Origin of the sequence: Myxococcus faecalis (assembly GCF_050039385.1) — a bacterium.
GTDB lineage: Bacteria > Myxococcota > Myxococcia > Myxococcales > Myxococcaceae > Myxococcus > Myxococcus fulvus.
This window is the reverse complement of record NZ_CP144336.1, coordinates 9,159,266-9,177,532: the sequence shown is the minus strand read 5'-3', so window position 1 is coordinate 9,177,532 and position 18,267 is coordinate 9,159,266. Positions and strand designations below refer to the sequence as shown.

Below are 18,267 nucleotides of genomic sequence, written 5' to 3'. Positions count from 1 at the left end.
ACCCGATGGGACGTCCTGGAAGGACGCGAGCGCAGGGGATGGAGGGCCGGAATGAGTGAGTGGGACAAGCGCGAGGGCAACGCCCAGGTCGCCCTGTACGGCGACGAGCTGGAGCCCGGAGCCCTCGTCGGCGCGTGGATGGTGGAGCGGCGGGTCCACTCCGGCATCACCGCGTCGCTCTATCGCGCCATCCACCTGGACACCCGGACGCCCGCCGCCGTGAAGGTCGTGCGGGCCCACCTCAACCACGTCAGCGAGGTCCTCCTGCGCTTCAGGCAGGAGGCGGACACCCTCCTGGCGCTCGACCATCGCCACATCGTCCGCGTGCTGGAGTACGGGGAGCTGCGAGACGGAAGGCCCTGGCTCGCCATGGAGTGGCTGGAGGGAGAGAGCCTGGACCGGTGGCTCTCCCAGCAAGGCCCCTTCTCGCTCGCCGAGGCCCACACGGTGATGGAGGAGCTGGGGAGCGCGCTCGCGGCGGCACACGGGCAGGGAATCCTGCACCGCGACCTGAAGGCCCAGAACGTGATGTTCCTGCCGCGCCCCGAGGGCTTCACGGTGAAGCTGGTGGACTTCGGCATCGCCAAGGTGGCGCCCCTGTCCGGAGGCACGGCGCTGACCACCGCGGGCGCGGTGCTCGGAACTCCGGTGGCGATGGCGCCGGAGCAGATCCTCGGCCACCCCGTGGACGCGCGCACGGACCTGTACGCGCTGGGCGTGCTGCTCTACCAGCTGCTCGTGGGACGCCCCCCGTTCGACGGCGAGAGCGCGGTGGAGGTCGAGGAGCAACACCTGCACGCGCCTCCGCCCCGCTTGAGCGAACACGTCCGGGTGCCCGCGGCGTTGGAGGCGGTGGTCTCACGCTGTCTGGCCAAGAGGCCCGAGGAGCGTTGGCCGGACGTGACGAGCTTCCTCGCGGCGCTGCGCGCGGCGCTCATCGCATCCTCCGACTCCAACACCTGGGCCTCGGCGCTGTACCTGGACCTGCGCTTCGCGACCTCGGACGTGGACCCGACGGACGAAGCGCTCGACGCGAGGGACGCCGCGCTCGACGCGGGCCGTGAGCTGCTGGAGTCCGCGGGGTGGACCCTGGCGCTGGAGGGAGGCAATGCCCTGCTCGCGTGGCGCGCGCTGTCCGACGAGGCGCCGGCGCGGGCGCTGGAGCAACGGGGTTGTCGGCAGCTCGCCGAGCGGCTCCTCGCGCGTGTCCTGGAGCTCGCGGGGACGGAGCTCGAGACGCGCGTCTATCTGCACGCCGAGCCCGGAGCGCTCTCGACGGATGCGCGAGGCGCGCGGCAGCTCGCGGGGAGTCCCCTGGCCCGGCTCGAGGGTTGGACCACGGGTGGCGTGCCCGGCCAGGTGACCGAGCACGCGGCGCGCTAGCTACGTCCGCAGTCCGCGCTTGCGCAGCAGCCGGTAGAGGTACACGCGGTCCATCTCCGCCGCGGTGGCGGCCTGGGACACCTTGCCGTGGTGAAGCTGCATCAGCGCGTCCAGGTACTCGCGCTCGAAGATCTCGAGCGCCCTGCGACGTGCATCCGCGTAGGGCTGCTTCGGGTCCACCAGGCTCCCCATGACACCCTGGGCGCCCACGGTCTCGGTCTCGGGCGGCAGCGCGTCCTGGAACACGAGGCAGCGCTCCAGGTGGTTGCGCAGCTCGCGTACGTTGCCGGGCCACGCGGCGTGCTGGAGCTGGTTGATGAACTCGGGCGTGTTGAGCGCGGAGACCTGCTCGGGCGCGGCGCCGAAGCCCGCGAGGATGCGCTCGGCGATGGCGGGGATGTCCTCGGGGCGCTCGCGCAGCGAGGGGATGAGGATGCGCACCACCGCGAGGCGGAAGAAGAGGTCCGGCCGGAAGCGGCTCGCGTTCACCTCCGCGCGCAGGTCCCGGTGGGTCGCCGCGATGACCCGCACGTTGACGGGCTGATACGTGTTCGCGCCCAACCGGCGAATCTCGCGCTGCTCCAGCACGCGCAGGAGCTTGGGTTGCAGCTCCGCGGGCAGCTCGCCCACCTCGTCGAGGAAGATGGTGCCGCCGTCGGCCTCCTCGAAGGCGCCGATGCGCCGCTGGAGCGCGCCGGTGAAGGCGCCCTTCTCGTGCCCGAACAGCTCGCTCTCCAGCAGGTTGCCGGGGATGGCGCCACAGTCGACCGTGAGGAAGGGACCGGCGGCACGCGAGCCCGCGCGGTGGATGGCCAGCGCGGCGCGGCTCTTGCCGGTGCCCGTCTCACCCTCCAGGAGCACGGTGGCGTCACTGGCCGCGGCGCGCTCCATGAGCGCGAAGCTGGCACGCGCGACGACGGACGTGCCCACCAGCTCGCCGAAGGCGGTGCGCTCGGAGATCAGCAGCCGGTTGCTCTCCGCGCTGAAGTCGAAGCGAAGGCTGACGCGGCCCAGGCGCAGCACGCTGCCTCCGCGCAGGTAGGCCTCGCGCACGTGGACGCCGTCGAGCACCGTCCCGTTCAGGCTGTCGAGGTCCCGCACCCGGGCGCCATCGCGCTCGATGCGCACCTCGCAGTGGAAGCGCGAGACGGTGGGCTCGTCGATGACGAAGTCGTTGAGCCCGTGCGAGCCGATGGAGAAGGTGTCCGCGTTGGAGTCCTTGTAGACGCCGGGCTGGGGGCCTTCCAGGAGCGTGACCCGGAAGCGGCGGACCGCGCCCGTGAAGCCGGGGCGTCCGGTACCCGTGGGTCGGGTCTGCTGGGCGTCCTCGCCCTTGGAGGGTAAGCGGTCTGCCCCGGGGGGACGCTCGGAGGTACTCATGAGCATCCCACGCTAGCACGGTAGACTGGGGGCCATGGCCTCCCTCCATTTCCTCGGCGCCGCCGGAACCGTGACGGGTTCCAAGTTCCTCCTCGAGCATGACGGGCAGCAGGTGCTCGTGGACTGTGGGCTCTTCCAGGGACAGAAGGAGCTGAGACAGCGCAACTGGCAACCGCTCCCGCTCCCCGCGCGCGAGCTGGACGCCATCGTGCTCACGCACGCGCATATCGACCACACGGGTGGGCTGCCGCGCGTGATTCGCGAGGGCTATGACGGCCCCATCTACACCACGCCCGGCACCCGGGACTTGACGGCCCTGCTGCTGCCGGACTCGGCGCACCTGCACGAGGAGGAGGCGCGCTACGCGAACAAGGAGGGCTACTCCAAGCACCACCCCGCCCTGCCCCTCTACACGGTCCCGGACGCCGAGCGCGCGGTGGGGATGATCGAGACCTTCGGCTACGAGCGGCCGAAGGAGATCCTCCCGGGCATCACCCTGACCTTCTATCGGGCGGGACACATCCTCGGCTCGGCCGTCTGTGTCTTCGACTTGAAGAGCACGCGCCAGCGCGTGGTCTTCAGTGGAGATCTGGGTCGCTATCAGGCGCCCATCTTGAGGGACCCGCAGAGCGTGGACTCGGCGACGACGCTGGTGGTCGAGAGCACGTATGGGGACCGGCAGCACCGCGAGCAGAAGCCGATGGAAGCGCTGCGGGACGCGGTGAAGGGCGCGTTCGACCGTGGGGGCGTGGTGGTGATTCCCGCGTTCGCGGTGGGGCGCACGCAGGAGCTGCTCTTCCACCTGCGCAACCTGGAGGAGGCGAAGCAGATCCCCGTGGTGGATGTGTTCGTGGACTCGCCGATGGCCTGTGACGCGACGCCCGTGTACCTGGCGCACCCCGAGGAGCACGACCTGGTGATGAAGTCGCTGGTGGAGCGTGGGGCGTCACCGTTGGCGACACAGAAGACGCGGTTCGTCACGTCGGCGCAGGAGAGCAAGCGGCTGAACCTGCACGAGGGGCCGGCCATCATCATCTCCGCGTCCGGCATGGCGACGGGAGGCCGCGTGCTGCACCACCTGAAGCACCGCTTGCCGGACCCGCGCAACACGGTGTTGTTCGTGGGCTACCAGTCCGTGGGCTCGCGTGGGCGCAAGCTGCTGGATGGGGAGAAGGAGTGCCGCATCCACGGGCAGGTGGTGCCGGTGGGCGCGGAGATCCGGACGGTGAGCGGGTTCTCCGCGCACGCGGACTGGACGGAGACGATGCGCTGGATGGAGGGGTTCGACTCGCCGCCGCGCCAGACGCTGCTGGTGCACGGCGAGCCGGACGCGCTGGAGGCCCTCCGGCGGCGGGTGCAGTCGAAGGGCTGGAAGGCGTATGTGCCGGGCTACCTGGAGAAGGTGGAGCTGGAGCTGGCGGTCTGACGCTCAAGGCCTCGGCGTGCGGGCCCCCGAGTGGAAGGAGCACCGGACGACGAAGTCCGGTGCGTTCGGGGACTCGGGGGAGACGTGTTCGAGGAACGCGGTCCGCTCGTCTCCGGTCCAGAGGTTCACGAAGTCGCCCATCCACCACTGGGAGAGGGAGCGCGCGGCGCGGGCCACGGAGTCCCGGGACACGGTGGTGAGGGAGCGCTGGGCGTCCATCAGGTCACGCACCAGTCGGGCTGGGAGCATCCAGCACTCGGCGCGAGGGATGGGCGGGACGAGGAAGAGGCAGTAGGCCGAGTCGGTGCGTGACAGCAGGCCATCGACCATTTCACGGCCGAGCCGGAAGTGGGGCAGCCACTGGCCCTCTCCACGTTGCTCCAGCTTCACGACCTGGACGAGCACCGCGCGCTCCGTGTCGACGAAGCCGTCGACCTCGGCGTTCATCATGAACGCCACCTCGGTGCCCGAGGTGCGTGAGTCCGGGACCCGGTCCGACGAGCCTCGTCTGCCTCGGCCGCGCCGCGAGCGTGCGGAGGGGTCTTCGTCGGGGAGACGTGCTTCGGAAGCGGAGGTCCCCGTGGGCGCGACCAGCGGAGGCAGCGGCTCCGCAGGGGCCGGCTCGGCGGCGGCCGAGGGCTCAGCTGCGGAGGCGTCGACCTGTGAGCCGCCGTCAACCTCCGCATGGGCCGTTTCGGCGGCGGCCGAGGGCTCAGCTGCAGGGGCGTCGACCTGTGAGCCGCCGTCAACCACGCCGTCAGCGGCCGGCGTGGCGATGACCATGGAGGAGGCGCTCTCGACGACGGCCTCCACCTCCCGCGGGCCCCGTGCATCGGCGGCAGGCACAGACTCCCCGACGGCCGCCAGTCCGTCAGAAGGCCCCTCGTTCACCTCCGCGAGCGACGTTTCGTCGGAAGCCTCGACCCGCGACAGCGCCTCCGCCTCCAACAGGCGCGAGACCTCGTCCTCCATCGACAGCGCTTCGTCCCCACTCCGCGCGCTCTCATCCTCGGCCATCACGGACTCGACCACGGGAGCCCAGGAGGTCGACAGGTCCAACACGCCCACCGGGCCCACCTCGGTGGCCACGGGCACGGCTGGCGCCCTCCCCCGTCCTCGCCTCGAGGGCTTCGGCGCCTCGACCACCCGCTCCGCGACACGTCGCACCGTCAGCTCGAAATCGAGCGGCGGTGGCTGGCCCTGGGCCAGCAACGAGAACAGGTCCGCCTTCACGCGGCCCAGCTCGCCACTCAGCGCCTCGAGCAGCGAGTCCACCAGCTCCACCGTGTCCTCACGGAACCGCTCCGGATAGCGCGCCGAGAAGTCCGCTTCCACGCGAGACACCGCGCCGAACAGCAGCTCCTCCAGGTCACGGTCCCTGAGCCACGTCCGGCCACTCAGCGGCACCGCACGCGTCACGTGCAGATGCCTCAACGCATCCGTGAGTGACGCCGGAGCCACCGCGCCCGTGGGCGGCAGAGCCTTCGCGCCATCCTTCCCCGTGGCCCCCTGGAACCAGCGCTGCAGCGTCCGGACGCGCAGCCGCACCCGAGACGACGGATGGTCCTTGAGCCGCCGCACCTGTCGCCGGTCCGTCTCCGTCCGCGTCAGCGACAGCACCACGAGCTCCGCCTCGGACGACGCCGCGTCCGGCGCACACCACAGGAAGAACTCGATGGCCGCCTTCCGAGGCATGGGCTTGCGAGCAATCCGCTCCGCCACCTCGTCCCGCCACGCCGCCAGCTCATCCAACCCGGGCCGATTCTCCGACCCCAGCTTGGGCCACAAGTCCGCGCACTCCTCCGCCAGCCAGCACAGGTGCGCGAAGCCCGTCGCCATCGGCTCCAGCTTCGCCCGCATCCGCTTGCGCCGCTCGAACGCGTCCGACAAGCCCTTGCGCACCGACGCGCGGAACAGCCGCTCCTCGAGCCACACCTGCGTCAGCACCAGCCCCGGCTCACCCTTGCGCAGGTTCGCCTGACAGTGGTCCAGCACGAAGCGCACCGGTCCCAGGTCCGTCAGCGTGTCGAAGTCACTGCCCACCAACGCGCCCAACGCCCCGCGCAGCCCATCCACCGGCGGCGCATCGAAGCGCCCCAGCAGCTCGCACAGGTTCTCCACCACCGCGGGCGACCCACCCACCTCCAACGTGCGCGCCAGCAACACCCCCGCGCGAGCACACCACTCCGGCTCCTTGCGCCCGTTCGGGTAGCACGCCAGGAACCCGCGCATCGCCCCGCGTCCATCCGGAGACGTCGCCAGCGCGAACAGCCGCTCGGCCAGCACCTCCGAGGCCTCCTGCCACGGAATCCGCGAGGCCCGCGTTCGGATGTAGTCCGCCAGCTTGTCGCGCCCTGCCTCCGCCGTCGCCGGCAGCAGCATGCGCAGCTGCTCCAGCATCCCGATGGCCTTGTTCCCCGAAGCCATCACCCGCTTGAGGTCCACCTCCACCGAGTCGAGGAAGCGAAGCGCATGCCCGTCATACGTACACGGCACGTTCCCCACCAGCGACAGCAGCGAGTCCGGGTGACGCTTCAGGTACCGCGTCAGCACCGTCGACAGCGCGGCCTCGCTCTCACGAAGCACCCGCGCCGCGACCTCCGGCTCACCCGTGCCCCGCAGGATCTCCAGCATCGCGCCCTGCCGCGACAACAACCGCTCCAGCAAGCCCGCCGGCGGCGCCGCATAGGGCCACAGAAGCTCACTGCACGAGCCCACCAGGAACAACAGCTCGCCGAGCCCGCGCTCTCCCCGGGCCAGCCGCTCCCAGGCGGCGAGCTGCGCCAGCGTCCGCTCCTCCAGCGACGCCCCGCGCACCCAATCGGCGAAGGACGTGCTCCAGCGCGCGGACGCCTCCACCGCCTCCGTGGCGGGAGTGCTCGCGACTTCCTCGTAGAGCGGCCGGAGCGACTCCGGCCACGCGGCTTCACCGGGCGGGTGCATGCGCGCTCACGGACCTCATGAAGTCGAACCCTCGACGAGGGAAGGCGCCTCGACCGACGGCGCCACGGTGATGACCACGGACTTCGAGGCCGGCGTGCGGCTCTTCTCCGCGAAGCTGTCCACCGGCACCAGCACGTTCGTCTCCGGGAAGTAAGTCGCCGCGCACCGCCGGGGGATGTTGTACGGCACCACCACGAATCGCCTCGCCACCCGCGTCTCGCCCCGGAAGTGGCTCGTCAGGTCCACCACCTGGCCCTCGGTGAGCCCGCGCTCCTGGATGTCCTTGGGATGCATCAACACCACGCGCCGCCCACCCTTGATGCCACGGTAGCGGTCATCCAATCCATACACCGTGGTGTTGAACTGGTCATGCGTGCGCAGCGTCATCATCATCAACTGCCCGGGCTCCAGCTCCTCGCCCGGCATGGTGTGCACCGTGAAGTGCGCCTTCCCACTCGCCGTGGTGAAGCGCCCTTCCCGAGGCCCGTTCGGCAGGTAGAACCCGCCCGGCTCCTGGACGCGCCGATTGAAGTCGGCGAACCCCGGGATGACCCGGGCAATCAAGTCCCGCACCCGGGAGTAGTCCTCCACCCATGACATCCACGGCACCTTCGAGCGCGAGCCCAACACCGCCGTGGCCAGCCGCGCGACGATCACCGGCTCGCTGAGCAGGTGCTCGGACGCCGGGGCCACCGCGCCGCGCGTGGCGTGCACCACGCCCATCGAGTTCTCCACCGTCACGAACTGAGGCCCACCCGCCTGCACATCGCGCTCCGTCCTTCCCAGGCACGGGAGGATGAGGGCGCGCCGCCCGTGGACCAGGTGCGCGCGGTTGAGCTTGGTGGACACATGCACCGTGAGCCGCGTGCGCCGCAGGGCCCGCGCGGTGAACTCCGTGTCCGGCGTGGCCGACAGGAAGTTGCCCCCGAGCGCGAAGAACACCCGCACCTGTCCCTCGTGCATGCCGTGGAGCGTGTCCACCACGTCCTTGCCATGGTGCCGGGGAGGCTCGAAGTCGAGCTCCCGCGCGAGCGCGTCCAGGAACTCGGGCTTCGGCCGCTCCCAGATGCCCATGGTGCGGTCGCCCTGCACGTTGCTGTGCCCGCGCACCGGACACAGGCCCGCGCCCGGCTTGCCGATGCTGCCGCGCAGGAGCGCCAGGTTGACGATCTCCTGGATGTTGGCCACCGCGTTGCGGTGCTGCGTCAGGCCCATGGCCCAGCAGAAGATGATGCGCTCGGAGCGGGCCAGCAGCTCCGCGGCCGCTTGAAGCTGCGGTCGCGGCACCCCGCTGCGCGCCACCACGTCGTCCCAGCTCACCGCGCTCACGTTGCGCGCGTACGCGTCGAACCCGAGCGTCTTGTCCTCGATGAACCCGCGCGCCACCACCGTGCCGGGCCGCTCGGCCTCCATCTCCAGCAGCGCCTTGCCCACCCCCTGCAGCAGCGCCACGTCCCCGTTGATGCGCACCTGGAGGAACTGGCTGTTGAGCGCCGTTCCCGGGCCCAACAACTGGAACACCTCCTGCGGATGCCGGAAGCGATTGAGCCCCGCCTCGGGCAGCGGGTTGATGCTGACGATTTCGCAGCCCCGGCGCGCCGCGGCCTGGAGCGTGGAGAGCATGCGCGGATGGTTGGTGCCTGGGTTCTGGCCGATGACGAAGACGGCCTGCGCCTGCTCGAAGTCCTCCAGCGTGACGGTGCCCTTGCCGATGCCAATCGTCTCGCCGAGCCCCGTGCCGCTGGACTCGTGACACATGTTCGAGCAGTCCGGCAGGTTGTTCGTTCCGAACTGCCGCACGAACAGTTGGTACAGGAACGCCGCTTCGTTGCTCGTGCGCCCGGAGGTGTAGAAGCACGCTGCGTCGGGCGACTCCAGCGCGTTGAGCTCCTCGGCCACGAGCGCGAAGGCCTCGTCCCAGGAGATGGGCGTGTAGTGCGTGGCGTCCTCGCGCAGCACCATCGGGTGCGTCAGTCGCCCCTGCTTGCCCAGCCAGTGGTCCGACTGCGCGCACAGCTCCGCGACGCTCCACTGCCGGAAGAAGTCGGGCGTCACGCGCTCCTTCGTGCCCTCCTCCGCCACCGCCTTCGCGCCGTTCTCGCAGAACTCCGCCACCGAGCGATGCCCCGGGTCCGGCCACGCGCAGCCCGGACAGTCGAAGCCGTCCTTCTGATTCACCTTGTGCAGGAGGAACGTGCCGCGCACCGGGCCCATCTCGCCCCACGCGTGCTTCATCGAGGAGACGATGGCGGGCACGCCACCCGCCACGGTGGGAGGGAGACTGACCAGGGGAGGCCTCGGCTCGTCGGGCGGTTGGACCGGTGGCAGGGGCCGGGCCAGCGCCGCGCCCTGCCCACTCCGGGTGTCCTCGTCGTCCCGCTGTGTCTCGGCCATGCCCGCCCTCTCCTGGTGCCCTCCGGACGACCGTCCGCTCGTGGCGCGCGCGACTCTACCGCTCCCGGGCCTCGCGGTAACGCCTGCTCGAAGCCCGTCGGGCCCCCGCTCCCCGCCCGGCCCACGCCCGGACGACCGACGAGGCGAGGCGGCGTTGCCGGGAACGCTCGCGGTCAAAACCCTCTGGAGGACAGGACCCCACGCGCGAGCCGGAATCCAAGGAGGCGGATGACATGAGTGGAAGGCGCCATGATGACCCCGACCGACGGGGCAAAGAGCGACACGGCCGCGGAGAGCACGAAGGCAGACGCCACCCGCGCAGCGAACACGAGGGCCCGCCTGCCTGGCGCGCCGGGGACCCGGGCCACCACCGGGGCCCGCCCCGTCACGAGCACCCTGAGCACCATGCTCGTCCGGGCCGCGACTCCCACCGCTCTGACTGGGACGCCCGGCGCGACTTCGAGCACCCCTCCCGGGACCTCGACCGCGACCGGGACTACCGCACGCTCCGAGGCGACCGGGACTCGCTCGACTATGAAATCGACCGGGACTTCGGCGACGCGGCCAGGGCGCTGGACCGGGCCCACGAGTATGGCCGGGACTTCGACCGCGACCGAGAGATGGACCGCCGCGCCCGGCACTTCGACCCGGAGCGGATTGCCCGACGACCGGGCTACAGCCCGAGCGGCACCTTCCGCGCGCTCGACGAGGATGCGCCACGACGCCACGGCCCGCCCGACGACCGGGGCGGCGCGCACCGGGCCTCCTGGAGAGACGCGCCCTCGGACTCGCTCCGTCGCGGGGACGTGAGCCCGAGCCACTCGCGCCACGGCCCGCCCGACGACAGGGGCGGCGCGCACCGGGGCCGCTGGAGGGATGCGCCTTCGGACTCGCTCCGTCGCGGGGACGTGGGGCCGGGCCACTCGCGCCAGGGGCGACGCGGCGCGGATACCTGGGATGAACCCGAGGCGTGGATGGACGAACTCCGGGAGCTGCGCCCTCGCGAGCGGCCCGCCGAGGCGGATGTGCGGCTGGGCGGCACCCAGCCCTCGGGACACGGACCGGGCGTGGAGAACATGGCGCCGCCCCGGGTGGGGTTCTCCACCAGCGCGACGCGCGCGGATGACCACGACCTGGGCCATGGTGGCTACGCCGGAGGCCCCATCCGCCCCCGCGCGCCCCAGGGACGCGGGCCCCGCGGCTACCAGCGAGGCGATGACCGCATCCGCGCCGACATCTGCGACCGGCTGATGCAGGAGTGGATGGACGCCTCGGACGTGGGGGTGCAGGTGCAGGACGGCGTGGTGACGCTCGCCGGGAGCGTGCGCAGCCGCGACGAGAAGCGCGCCATCGAGGACGTCACCGAGTCGGTGCTCGGTGTGAAGGAGGTCCTCAACCACCTGCGCCTCCACCGGAGCGAGGGCGTGGCGCGGCCTCCCACCTCCCAGGCGCCGCTCCAGGTGCCGGACGACGACGGCTCGCTGCACTCCTGAAGCGGGCTTCGGCCCCGCGCGTCATGGACGGAGCGTGCCCGTCCCCACCTCGGGGACGGGGCGCGCCCCAAGCCTCCAGCGGACACTGCGCGCGAAGGCCCTCACGGTGCTACCCCCGCGCTCCACGGGTTCGGGTAGTGTGCCGGGCCTTTCCGTCAGCCATTCCTCAGGAGTCCGTTCATGTCCCGCGTCATCCGCGCCCCCCGTGGTTCCACCCTCTCGTGCAAGGGTTGGGTCCAGGAGGCCGCGCTCCGGATGTTGATGAACAACCTCGACCCGGAGGTCGCCGAGAATCCCGCGGACCTCGTCGTCTACGGCGGCACCGGCAAGGCCGCTCGCGACTGGCCCTCCTTCGACCGCATCGTCTCCAGCCTCCAGGGCCTCGCCGACGACGAGACGCTGCTCGTCCAGTCCGGCAAGCCCGTGGGCGTCTTCCGCACGCACCCCGACGCGCCGCGCGTGCTCATCGCCAACTCCAACCTCGTGGGCCGCTGGGCCAACTGGGAGCACTTCCACGAGTTGGAGAAGAAGGGCCTGATGATGTACGGCCAGATGACGGCCGGCTCGTGGATCTACATCGGCACCCAGGGCATCCTCCAGGGCACCTACGAGACGTTCGCCGCCGCCGGCCGCTTCCACTTCGGCACCGACGACCTCTCCGGCCGCCTCATCCTCTCCGGCGGCCTGGGCGGCATGGGCGGCGCGCAGCCGCTCGCGGCCACCATGAACAACGCCGTGTTCCTGGGCGTGGAGATCGACCCGTGGCGCGCCCAGCGCCGCGTGGAGACGCGCTACCTGGACGTCGTCGCCAAGGACCTCGACGAGGCGCTCGCGCTGGTGAAGGAGGCTCAAGCAAAGCGCGTGGGCCGCTCCATCGGCGTCATCGGCAACGCGGCCTCGGTGTTCCGCGAGCTGTACCGCCGCGGAATCAAACCGGACCTCGTCACGGACCAGACCAGCGCGCATGACCCGCTCAACGGCTACATCCCCACGGACCTGTCGCTGGAGGCCGCGGCCGAGCTGCGCAAGAGAGACCCGGAGGGCTACGTGCGCCGCGCGCGCGAGTCCATGATTGAACACGTGGAGGCGATGAACGACTTCCAGGCCGCCGGCTGCCACGTGTTCGACTACGGCAACAACCTGCGCGGCCAGGCGCAGCTGGGCGGCATGGAGAACGCGTTCGAGTTCCCCGGCTTCGTGCCCGCGTACATCCGCCCGCTGTTCTGCGAGGGCATGGGCCCGTTCCGCTGGGTGGCGCTGTCCGGAGACCCCGAGGACATCCGCGTCACGGACCGCGTGGTGCGCGAGCTGTTCCCGCAGAAGGCCTCGCTGCAGCGCTGGCTGAACATGGCGGAGGAGCGCGTGGCGTTCCAGGGCCTGCCCGCGCGCATCTGCTGGCTGGGCTACGGCGAGCGCGCCAAGGCGGGCCTCGCGTTCAACGAGCTGGTGCGCACGGGCAAGGTGAAGGCGCCCATCGTCATCGGACGCGACCATCTGGACTGCGGCTCGGTGGCGTCGCCCAACCGCGAGACGGAGGCGATGAAGGACGGCACGGACGCGGTGGCGGACTGGCCCATCCTCAACGCGCTGGTGAACGCGGTGAATGGCGCGTCGTGGGTGTCCTTCCACCACGGCGGCGGCGTGGGCATGGGCTACTCGCTGCACGCCGGTCAGGTCATCGTCGCGGACGGGACCGCCGAGGCCGCGCGCCGCATCGAGCGCGTGCTCACCAGCGACCCCGGCATGGGCGTGCTGCGCCACGCGGACGCGGGCTACCCCGAGGCCATCGAGGTGGCCAAGGAGCGGGGCGTGAAGATTCCGGGCATCACCGTGTAGCCTTGTGCCTCGCCATGGCCCACCCCGCGCGCCCGAGCCTGACGCTGTTGCTCGCCCTTGCTCTCGGAGCGCTCGCGGGGTGTGCGCCCTCCGCCGTCGGCCCCATGGTGATGCGCCTGGGGCCCGGCTCGGCCCAGCAGCGGATGCTCCAGGCGGGCATCCGCACCGGCCCCCGGCTCAGCGCGCCCATCGCGGGGACGGTGCCCTCCGTCGGCACCGATGACCGCTTCCGCGGCGACGACGCGAGCTTCTCCACCCAGCAGTGGGGGCTCGCCTTCGACGCCGCGATGACGTGGCCGCTCACCGAGCGGCTGCACCTGCACACGGGCCTGCAGGGCGAGATGTTCCTGCCGCTGCCCGTACCCGGCTACGGCGTCTACGCGGGCATGTCCTATTACATCGGCTCCGAGCAGCTGGGACTCGCGCCCTCGCTCGCGGTGCGCGGGGCGTCCGACTTCGGCATCTCCTCGAGCAAGGGCGGACCGGGCAGCATGGCGGGCGCGGAGGCGACGTGTGCCCTGAGCTTCTCGCCGGAGCCCGGGGTGTCGGTGGGCCTGGTCCCCTTCGTCGCCGTGCACACGCTGTCGTCGCATGGCGTGAGCAACGGCTCGCTGTACTACGGCGGTGTCGTCGCCGCGCGCTTCACGTGGGGATGGCTGGACACCCTGGAGCTGTCGGGGGGCTTCGGTCGCGCGCGGGTCGGAGACAGCACCAGTTGGAACGTTCCCATCGTGGGTGTGCGTGGAGGTCGTTGACGTCATGGATGCGCTGGACTTGCTGGTCCGAAACACGTCCGAGGTCCTCACCCTGGAGGGCACGCACCGCGAGCCCGCCGACGCCGCCCTCACCTCGCGTCCCCACGCCTGCGTGGGCATCCGCGCCGGTCGCATCGCGTACGTGGGCGCGGAGGCCACGCTGCCGCCGGGCAGCGTGGGAACGGGCACGGAGGTGCTCGACGCGAAGGGCGGCTTCGTGGGCCCCGCCTTCGTGGACCCGCACACACACCTGGTCTTCGCCGGCGAGCGCTCCGCGGAGTTCGACCTGCGCAACCAGGGCGCCACGTACCTCGAAATCGCCAAGGCCGGCGGCGGCATCGTCAGCACCGTGCGCGCCACGCGCGCGGCCAGCGAGGAGGAGCTGGTGCGGCTGGCGCTGCCCCGCGTGCAGCGGCTGCTCGCGCAGGGCGTGACGGTGGCGGAGGTGAAGAGCGGCTACGGGCTCGACGTGGAGACCGAGCTGAAGATGCTGCGCGTGGTGCGCAGGCTCAACACGATGACGCCCGTGGAGCTGGTGCCCACGCTGCTGTGCGCGCACGCCCTCCCCGCGGAGTACCGCGAGCGCCGCGAGGACTACGTCCGCCTCTGCATCGACGAAATCCTGCCCGCCGTCGCCCAAGAGAGCCTGGCGCGCTTCTGCGACGTCTTCGTCGAGGACAGCGCCTTCACCGTCGACGAGGCCCGCCGCATCCTCACCGCCGGCCGCGAGCTGGGGATGCAGCCGCGCCTCCACGCCGACCAGCTCACCGCCTTCGGCGCCTCCGAGCTCGCCGCCGAGTTGGGCGCCGCCACCGCCGACCACCTGGAGCAGGTCACCGACGCCGGCCTGCGCGCGCTCGCCGCCGCCAACGTCACCGCGGTGCTCGTGCCCACCTCCACCCTCTTCCTGCGCATGCGCCCCTACGCGCCGGGACGTCGCATCCGCGACGCGGGCCTCAATGTCGCTTTGGGCACCAACGTCAACCCGGGCTCCGCCATGAGCGAAAACACGGCGTTGGCGCTGGGGCTCGCGTGTCTGGAGAACGGCCTCAGTGCCGCGGAGGCGTACTGGGCCGCGACCCGTGGCGCCGCGCTGTCATTGGGACTGCAACGACAAGGGCGGTTGGCCGTGGGTGATGCAGGCGACCTGGTGTTGTTCAGTTGTGCGTCTTTCCGCCATCTGCCCTACCATTTAGGAATAGGGCACGCGCGCACGGTGGTGAAGGCCGGGCGTGTCGTCGTCCAGCAGGAGCTGAATTCCTGCGGGTGAAGCGACGTCGACTGGTGACACGTGCGTCGCACGGGAGTGCAGGAGAACTTCCCGTCGGGGCCGGCCGTTATAAGTACCAACTGCAGCCATGTGCCGACTTTTTGGATTCAGATCGTCAGTCCCTTCCGCGGTCCACCCCTCGCTGGTGACGCAGAAGAACTCGCTCCTCATCCAGTCACGCGAGCACAAGGATGGATGGGGAATCGCCGCCTACGGCGCCGAAGCGGCGCCTGTCGTGGCCCACGGTGTGGGGCCGGCGCACAGTGACCCCGACTTCGAGCGTGTCAGCAGCCGTGTGTCCTCACACACGGTGGTGGCGCACATCCGTCTGGCGTCGGTGGGCGCGGTGGAGCTGCGCAACTCCCACCCCTTCCACCACGGCCGCTGGACGTTCGTCCACAATGGGACGTTGAGGGACTTCGCCCGGCACCGCGCCGCGGTGGAGGAGCTCATCTGTCCGACACTGCGCGTAGGCATCCGGGGCACCACGGACAGCGAGCGGTGCTTCTACCTCTTCCTCACCCGCCTGGCGGCCAGGCATCCCATCGTCGGCTCGGTCCCCGTCGAGGACGTCGCGCGGGCGCTCGCGGAGACGATGGGGCTGGTGGCGGCCATCACGGATGACTCGCAGGCGCAGCAGCGCTCCGCGATGAACTTCCTCGTCACCAACGGCGAGGTGATGGTGGCCTCGCGGCGCAACCGGACGCTCTTCGTCTCCGTGGGCGGCGCGCGGTGCGAGCTGGGCGGCCTGCCCGTCGCGGGCACGCGGCTGGAGCAGCTCATCGTCTCCAGCGAGGCGCTGTGCGGCGGGCCGCACTGGGCGCCGGTCCAGGAGGAGGACGTCATCGGCGTGGACGCCGGGCTCGTCTTCCACCGCTGGCGGGTGCCGGAGCTCGCGGGCAACGTCGTCCCGCCGCCCACGCCGGGCCCCAGCCAGCACGCCGCCTGACGTCAGGGCAGCCAGGACGTCAGCAGCGCCGAGGCCCGGGCCCCGAAGGCCTGGGCCTCCAGGGTGCGCGAGTCCTCGCCCGCGTGGGCCAGCGTGACGCGCAGGTGCTCGCGAGGCGCGGCCTCCGGCACCCGGTCCAACCACTCCACCAGCACCGCGCCCTCGCCGCCCACCAGGTCCATGAAGCCGGTGGCGTAGAGGTCGTCGTAGCCCGTCAGGCGGTACAGGTCCGCGTGGTACAGCGGGATGCGGCCGGAGTACGGGTACACAATCGCGAAGGTGGGGCTGGCCACCTCGGAGCGAGGCACGCGCGCGCCCTCGGCCACGCCGCGCACCAGGTGCGTCTTGCCCGCGCCCAAATCGCCAATCAGGCCCACGAAGTCCCCCGGCTCGAGCAGCTCGCCCAGCCGGACTCCGAGCCGATGGGTCTCCTCGGGCGAGGCCAGCGTCACGCGCCGCTCCACCGTGTTGGACTCGCTCATCGCCGCACCTCGCTCGACAGCACCGTGTCGCTCATCGCTCCCACCGCAGCCACACCTCGCAGAGCCCCTGCTCGATGAGGTCCCCCGCCACCAGGCCCAGCTGCCCGCGTCGCGCCGCCGCCAGGTCTCCGGCGAGGCCATGCGTGTAGACCGCCGTCCAGATGGCGTCGGGCAGCGGGAAGGCCTGCGCCAGGAGCGCGCCGCACACGCCGGACAACACATCCCCGGAGCCACCCGTGGCCATGCCCGGGTTGCCCGTGGTGTTGATGAACACCCGGCCATCCGCGTGCGCGGTGAGCGTGCGGTCCCCCTTGAGCACCACCGTCGCGTTGAGCCCGGCCGCCAGTCGACCCACGAGGTCCAACCGGTGTGACTGGACCTCCTTGGTGGACCTGCCCGTCAGGCGCGCCATCTCGCCCGGGTGGGGCGTGAGCACGACGGGCCCCTTGGCGCGGCGGAGCACGGAGAGGTCCTCCGCCACCGCGTTGAGCGCGTCCGCGTCCAGCACCGCGGGCAGCTCCACGCGCGAGAGCAGCTCGCCGATGAGCCGGCCCGTCTCGGGGCCCCGGGGGATGCCCGGACCCATCACGAGCGCGTCCTTGCCCTCGGCCGCCGCGAGCAGCGCGTCCAGCTCTCCCAGCCCCAGCGGGCCCGAGCCGTCCAGGGGGATGCCCATGATTTCGGCGGAGTGCGACTGCACGGACTCCAGCGCGTCGCTTCGCGTGGCCACCGTGACGAGCCCCGCGCCGGAGCGCAGCGCCGCCTTCGCGACCAGCGCCGCGGCGCCCGTCTTCCCCCGGCTGCCGGCGACCACCAGCACGTGCCCGTAGGTGCCCTTGTGCGTGTCCGCCTTGCGCGCGGGCAGCGTGCGGCGCGCGTCGGACTCCTCCACCACGAACAGCTCGGCGCCGGTGATGTCGCGCGACGCCGCGCCCCCCATGCCGATGTCCACGCGGTGCACGCGGCCACACAGCGAGGCCCCGGGCTCCAGCACCTGGCCCGGCTTGAGGAAGCCGAAGGCCACCGTCGCGTCCGCCTCCACGCAGGGAGAGAAGGGCTCGCCCGTGTCGCTCCGCAGACCGGACGGCACGTCCGCGGCCACCACCTTCGCGCCCGCGCGTCGCCACCGGTGGATGGCGGAGATGGCCTCCGCGAACGCGCCCGCCGGCGCCCGGCTCAGCCCCGTGCCGAACAGCGCGTCCACCACCACGTCGCCCGTGGAGGGAGGCTCCACCGACTCCAGCGCGAGCGCCGAACCACCGAAGCCCCGCAGCGCCTCCAGGTTGCGCTTCGCCTCGGGCGTCAGCTTCGCGGTGTCGCCCACGAGCGTCACCGAGACGCGCGCGCCGCCCTCGAGGAGGAAGCGCGCCGCGACCAGCCCGTCGCCGCCGTTGTTGCCCGGTCCACACACCACCACGAAGCGGCCATCAGGCCCCGCGAGCTTGCGCGCCACCTCCGCCAGCCCCCGCCCCGCGTTCTCCATCAGCAGCGCGGAGGGCATGCCGTGGCGCTGCTCGGCGGCCTCTTCGGCCTGACGCATCTGGGCGGCGGTGAGGACGCGCAGCATGGCTTCACTCCCCTTTCGACTGCAGCACCACCGTGGCGGCGGCCACGTCGGCGTCGTGGGTCAACGCGAGGAAGGCCTCCAGCCCCCGGGACTCCATCACCTTGAGCGCCACGCCGGACAGGCCGAAGTACGGCGCGCCGCCGTCGCGACGCACCTCCATGTCCTTCCAGCGGATGCCCGGCGGCGCGCCCAGGGCCTTCACCAGCGCCTCCTTGGCCGCGAAGCGCGCGGCATAGGCGCTGGCCGCGTCGTGACGCTGGCCACACAGGGCGCGCTCGTGTTCGGTGTAGACGCGGTTCAGGAACGGCTCCGCGCGAGGCCCGTCCAGGATGCGCTGGATGCGGGAGATGGAGCAGATGTCCAGACCCAGGCCCCGGATTCCCATGGCG

13 protein-coding genes are annotated in these 18,267 nt (G+C 71.6%); 7 read left to right on the top strand and 6 right to left on the bottom strand.

Annotation, left to right across the window (positions count from 1 at the left end; all coding sequences use genetic code 11):
• The first annotated feature begins 51 nt into the window (after positions 1–51).
• Entirely contained in the window at positions 52–1,383 is a 1,332-nt protein-coding gene (locus VZQ01_RS36885) for a serine/threonine-protein kinase (protein WP_426745998.1), read from the top strand.
• Here VZQ01_RS36885 and VZQ01_RS36880 read toward each other — a convergent pair whose 3' ends face one another.
• Positions 1,384–2,763 (bottom strand): sigma 54-interacting transcriptional regulator, encoded by a 1,380-nt coding sequence (locus VZQ01_RS36880; RefSeq protein ID WP_248545254.1) that lies wholly within the window; start codon positions 2,761–2,763, stop codon positions 1,384–1,386.
• A gap of 34 nt (positions 2,764–2,797) precedes the next feature.
• Here VZQ01_RS36880 and VZQ01_RS36875 point away from each other — a divergent pair, with 34 nt between their 5' ends.
• Positions 2,798–4,189, top strand: a complete 1,392-nt coding sequence (locus VZQ01_RS36875) for an MBL fold metallo-hydrolase RNA specificity domain-containing protein (protein ID WP_426745997.1) — start codon at positions 2,798–2,800, stop codon at positions 4,187–4,189.
• Positions 4,190–4,192: 3 nt separating this feature from the next.
• Here VZQ01_RS36875 and VZQ01_RS36870 read toward each other — a convergent pair whose 3' ends face one another.
• Positions 4,193–7,132, bottom strand: a complete 2,940-nt coding sequence (locus VZQ01_RS36870; RefSeq protein ID WP_426745996.1) for a hypothetical protein — start codon at positions 7,130–7,132, stop codon at positions 4,193–4,195.
• Between the two features lie 15 nt (positions 7,133–7,147).
• Positions 7,148–9,526, bottom strand: a complete 2,379-nt coding sequence (locus VZQ01_RS36865) for an FdhF/YdeP family oxidoreductase (RefSeq protein ID WP_426745995.1) — start codon at positions 9,524–9,526, stop codon at positions 7,148–7,150.
• Between the two features lie 233 nt (positions 9,527–9,759).
• On the opposite strand from VZQ01_RS36865, the gene VZQ01_RS36860 reads away from it, so the two are divergent.
• The 5 genes from VZQ01_RS36860 to VZQ01_RS36840 all read left to right on the top strand — a co-directional run bounded on the left by VZQ01_RS36860 (position 9,760) and on the right by VZQ01_RS36840 (position 15,829).
• Positions 9,760–11,019 carry a BON domain-containing protein gene (locus VZQ01_RS36860; protein ID WP_223747539.1) on the top strand — a complete coding sequence of 420 codons (1,260 nt, stop codon included), beginning with the start codon at positions 9,760–9,762 and terminating at the stop codon, positions 11,017–11,019.
• A 180-nt stretch (positions 11,020–11,199) separates the two neighbouring features.
• A complete protein-coding gene (gene hutU, locus VZQ01_RS36855) occupies positions 11,200–12,855 on the top strand; it encodes a urocanate hydratase (protein ID WP_141324191.1) in 1,656 nt (551 codons plus the stop codon).
• A 14-nt stretch (positions 12,856–12,869) separates the two neighbouring features.
• The gene (locus VZQ01_RS36850) at positions 12,870–13,610 is read left to right on the top strand and encodes a hypothetical protein (protein WP_223747537.1); all 741 of its coding nucleotides are present in this window, start codon (positions 12,870–12,872) and stop codon (positions 13,608–13,610) included.
• 4 nt (positions 13,611–13,614) lie between these two features.
• A complete protein-coding gene (gene hutI, locus VZQ01_RS36845) occupies positions 13,615–14,880 on the top strand; it encodes an imidazolonepropionase (RefSeq protein WP_426745994.1) in 1,266 nt (421 codons plus the stop codon).
• Between the two features lie 88 nt (positions 14,881–14,968).
• A complete protein-coding gene (locus tag VZQ01_RS36840; RefSeq protein WP_426745993.1) occupies positions 14,969–15,829 on the top strand; it encodes a class II glutamine amidotransferase in 861 nt (286 codons plus the stop codon).
• Between the two features lie 2 nt (positions 15,830–15,831).
• On the opposite strand, the gene tsaE is transcribed toward VZQ01_RS36840, so the two are convergent.
• From tsaE to acpS, 3 genes are read right to left on the bottom strand one after another with little or no spacing between them, the layout of a single operon-like run.
• The gene (tsaE, locus tag VZQ01_RS36835) at positions 15,832–16,311 is read right to left on the bottom strand and encodes a tRNA (adenosine(37)-N6)-threonylcarbamoyltransferase complex ATPase subunit type 1 TsaE (protein ID WP_223785559.1); all 480 of its coding nucleotides are present in this window, start codon (positions 16,309–16,311) and stop codon (positions 15,832–15,834) included.
• Positions 16,312–16,342: 31 nt separating this feature from the next.
• The gene (locus VZQ01_RS36830) at positions 16,343–17,878 is read right to left on the bottom strand and encodes an NAD(P)H-hydrate dehydratase (RefSeq protein ID WP_426745992.1); all 1,536 of its coding nucleotides are present in this window, start codon (positions 17,876–17,878) and stop codon (positions 16,343–16,345) included.
• 4 nt (positions 17,879–17,882) lie between these two features.
• On the bottom strand, positions 17,883–18,263 hold the full coding sequence (gene acpS, locus VZQ01_RS36825; RefSeq protein ID WP_426745991.1) for a holo-ACP synthase: 381 nt from the start codon (positions 18,261–18,263) through the stop codon (positions 17,883–17,885).
• Positions 18,264–18,267 lie beyond the last annotated feature (4 nt).

What these genes read in the sequence shown, in the direction of transcription:
- VZQ01_RS36885 (WP_426745998.1), top strand. Translation starts at nt 52, where the DNA reads ATGAGTGAGTGGGACAAGCGCGAGGGCAACGCCCAGGTCGCCCTGTAC.
- VZQ01_RS36880 (WP_248545254.1), bottom strand. Translation starts at nt 2,763, where the DNA reads ATGAGTACCTCCGAGCGTCCCCCCGGGGCAGACCGCTTACCCTCCAAG.
- VZQ01_RS36875 (WP_426745997.1), top strand. Translation starts at nt 2,798, where the DNA reads ATGGCCTCCCTCCATTTCCTCGGCGCCGCCGGAACCGTGACGGGTTCC.
- VZQ01_RS36870 (WP_426745996.1), bottom strand. Translation starts at nt 7,132, where the DNA reads ATGCACCCGCCCGGTGAAGCCGCGTGGCCGGAGTCGCTCCGGCCGCTC.
- VZQ01_RS36865 (WP_426745995.1), bottom strand. Translation starts at nt 9,526, where the DNA reads ATGGCCGAGACACAGCGGGACGACGAGGACACCCGGAGTGGGCAGGGC.
- VZQ01_RS36860 (WP_223747539.1), top strand. Translation starts at nt 9,760, where the DNA reads ATGAGTGGAAGGCGCCATGATGACCCCGACCGACGGGGCAAAGAGCGA.
- hutU (WP_141324191.1), top strand. Translation starts at nt 11,200, where the DNA reads ATGTCCCGCGTCATCCGCGCCCCCCGTGGTTCCACCCTCTCGTGCAAG.
- VZQ01_RS36850 (WP_223747537.1), top strand. Translation starts at nt 12,870, where the DNA reads ATGGCCCACCCCGCGCGCCCGAGCCTGACGCTGTTGCTCGCCCTTGCT.
- hutI (WP_426745994.1), top strand. Translation starts at nt 13,615, where the DNA reads ATGGATGCGCTGGACTTGCTGGTCCGAAACACGTCCGAGGTCCTCACC.
- VZQ01_RS36840 (WP_426745993.1), top strand. Translation starts at nt 14,969, where the DNA reads ATGTGCCGACTTTTTGGATTCAGATCGTCAGTCCCTTCCGCGGTCCAC.
- tsaE (WP_223785559.1), bottom strand. Translation starts at nt 16,311, where the DNA reads ATGAGCGAGTCCAACACGGTGGAGCGGCGCGTGACGCTGGCCTCGCCC.
- VZQ01_RS36830 (WP_426745992.1), bottom strand. Translation starts at nt 17,878, where the DNA reads ATGCTGCGCGTCCTCACCGCCGCCCAGATGCGTCAGGCCGAAGAGGCC.
- acpS (WP_426745991.1), bottom strand. Translation starts at nt 18,263, where the DNA reads ATGGGAATCCGGGGCCTGGGTCTGGACATCTGCTCCATCTCCCGCATC.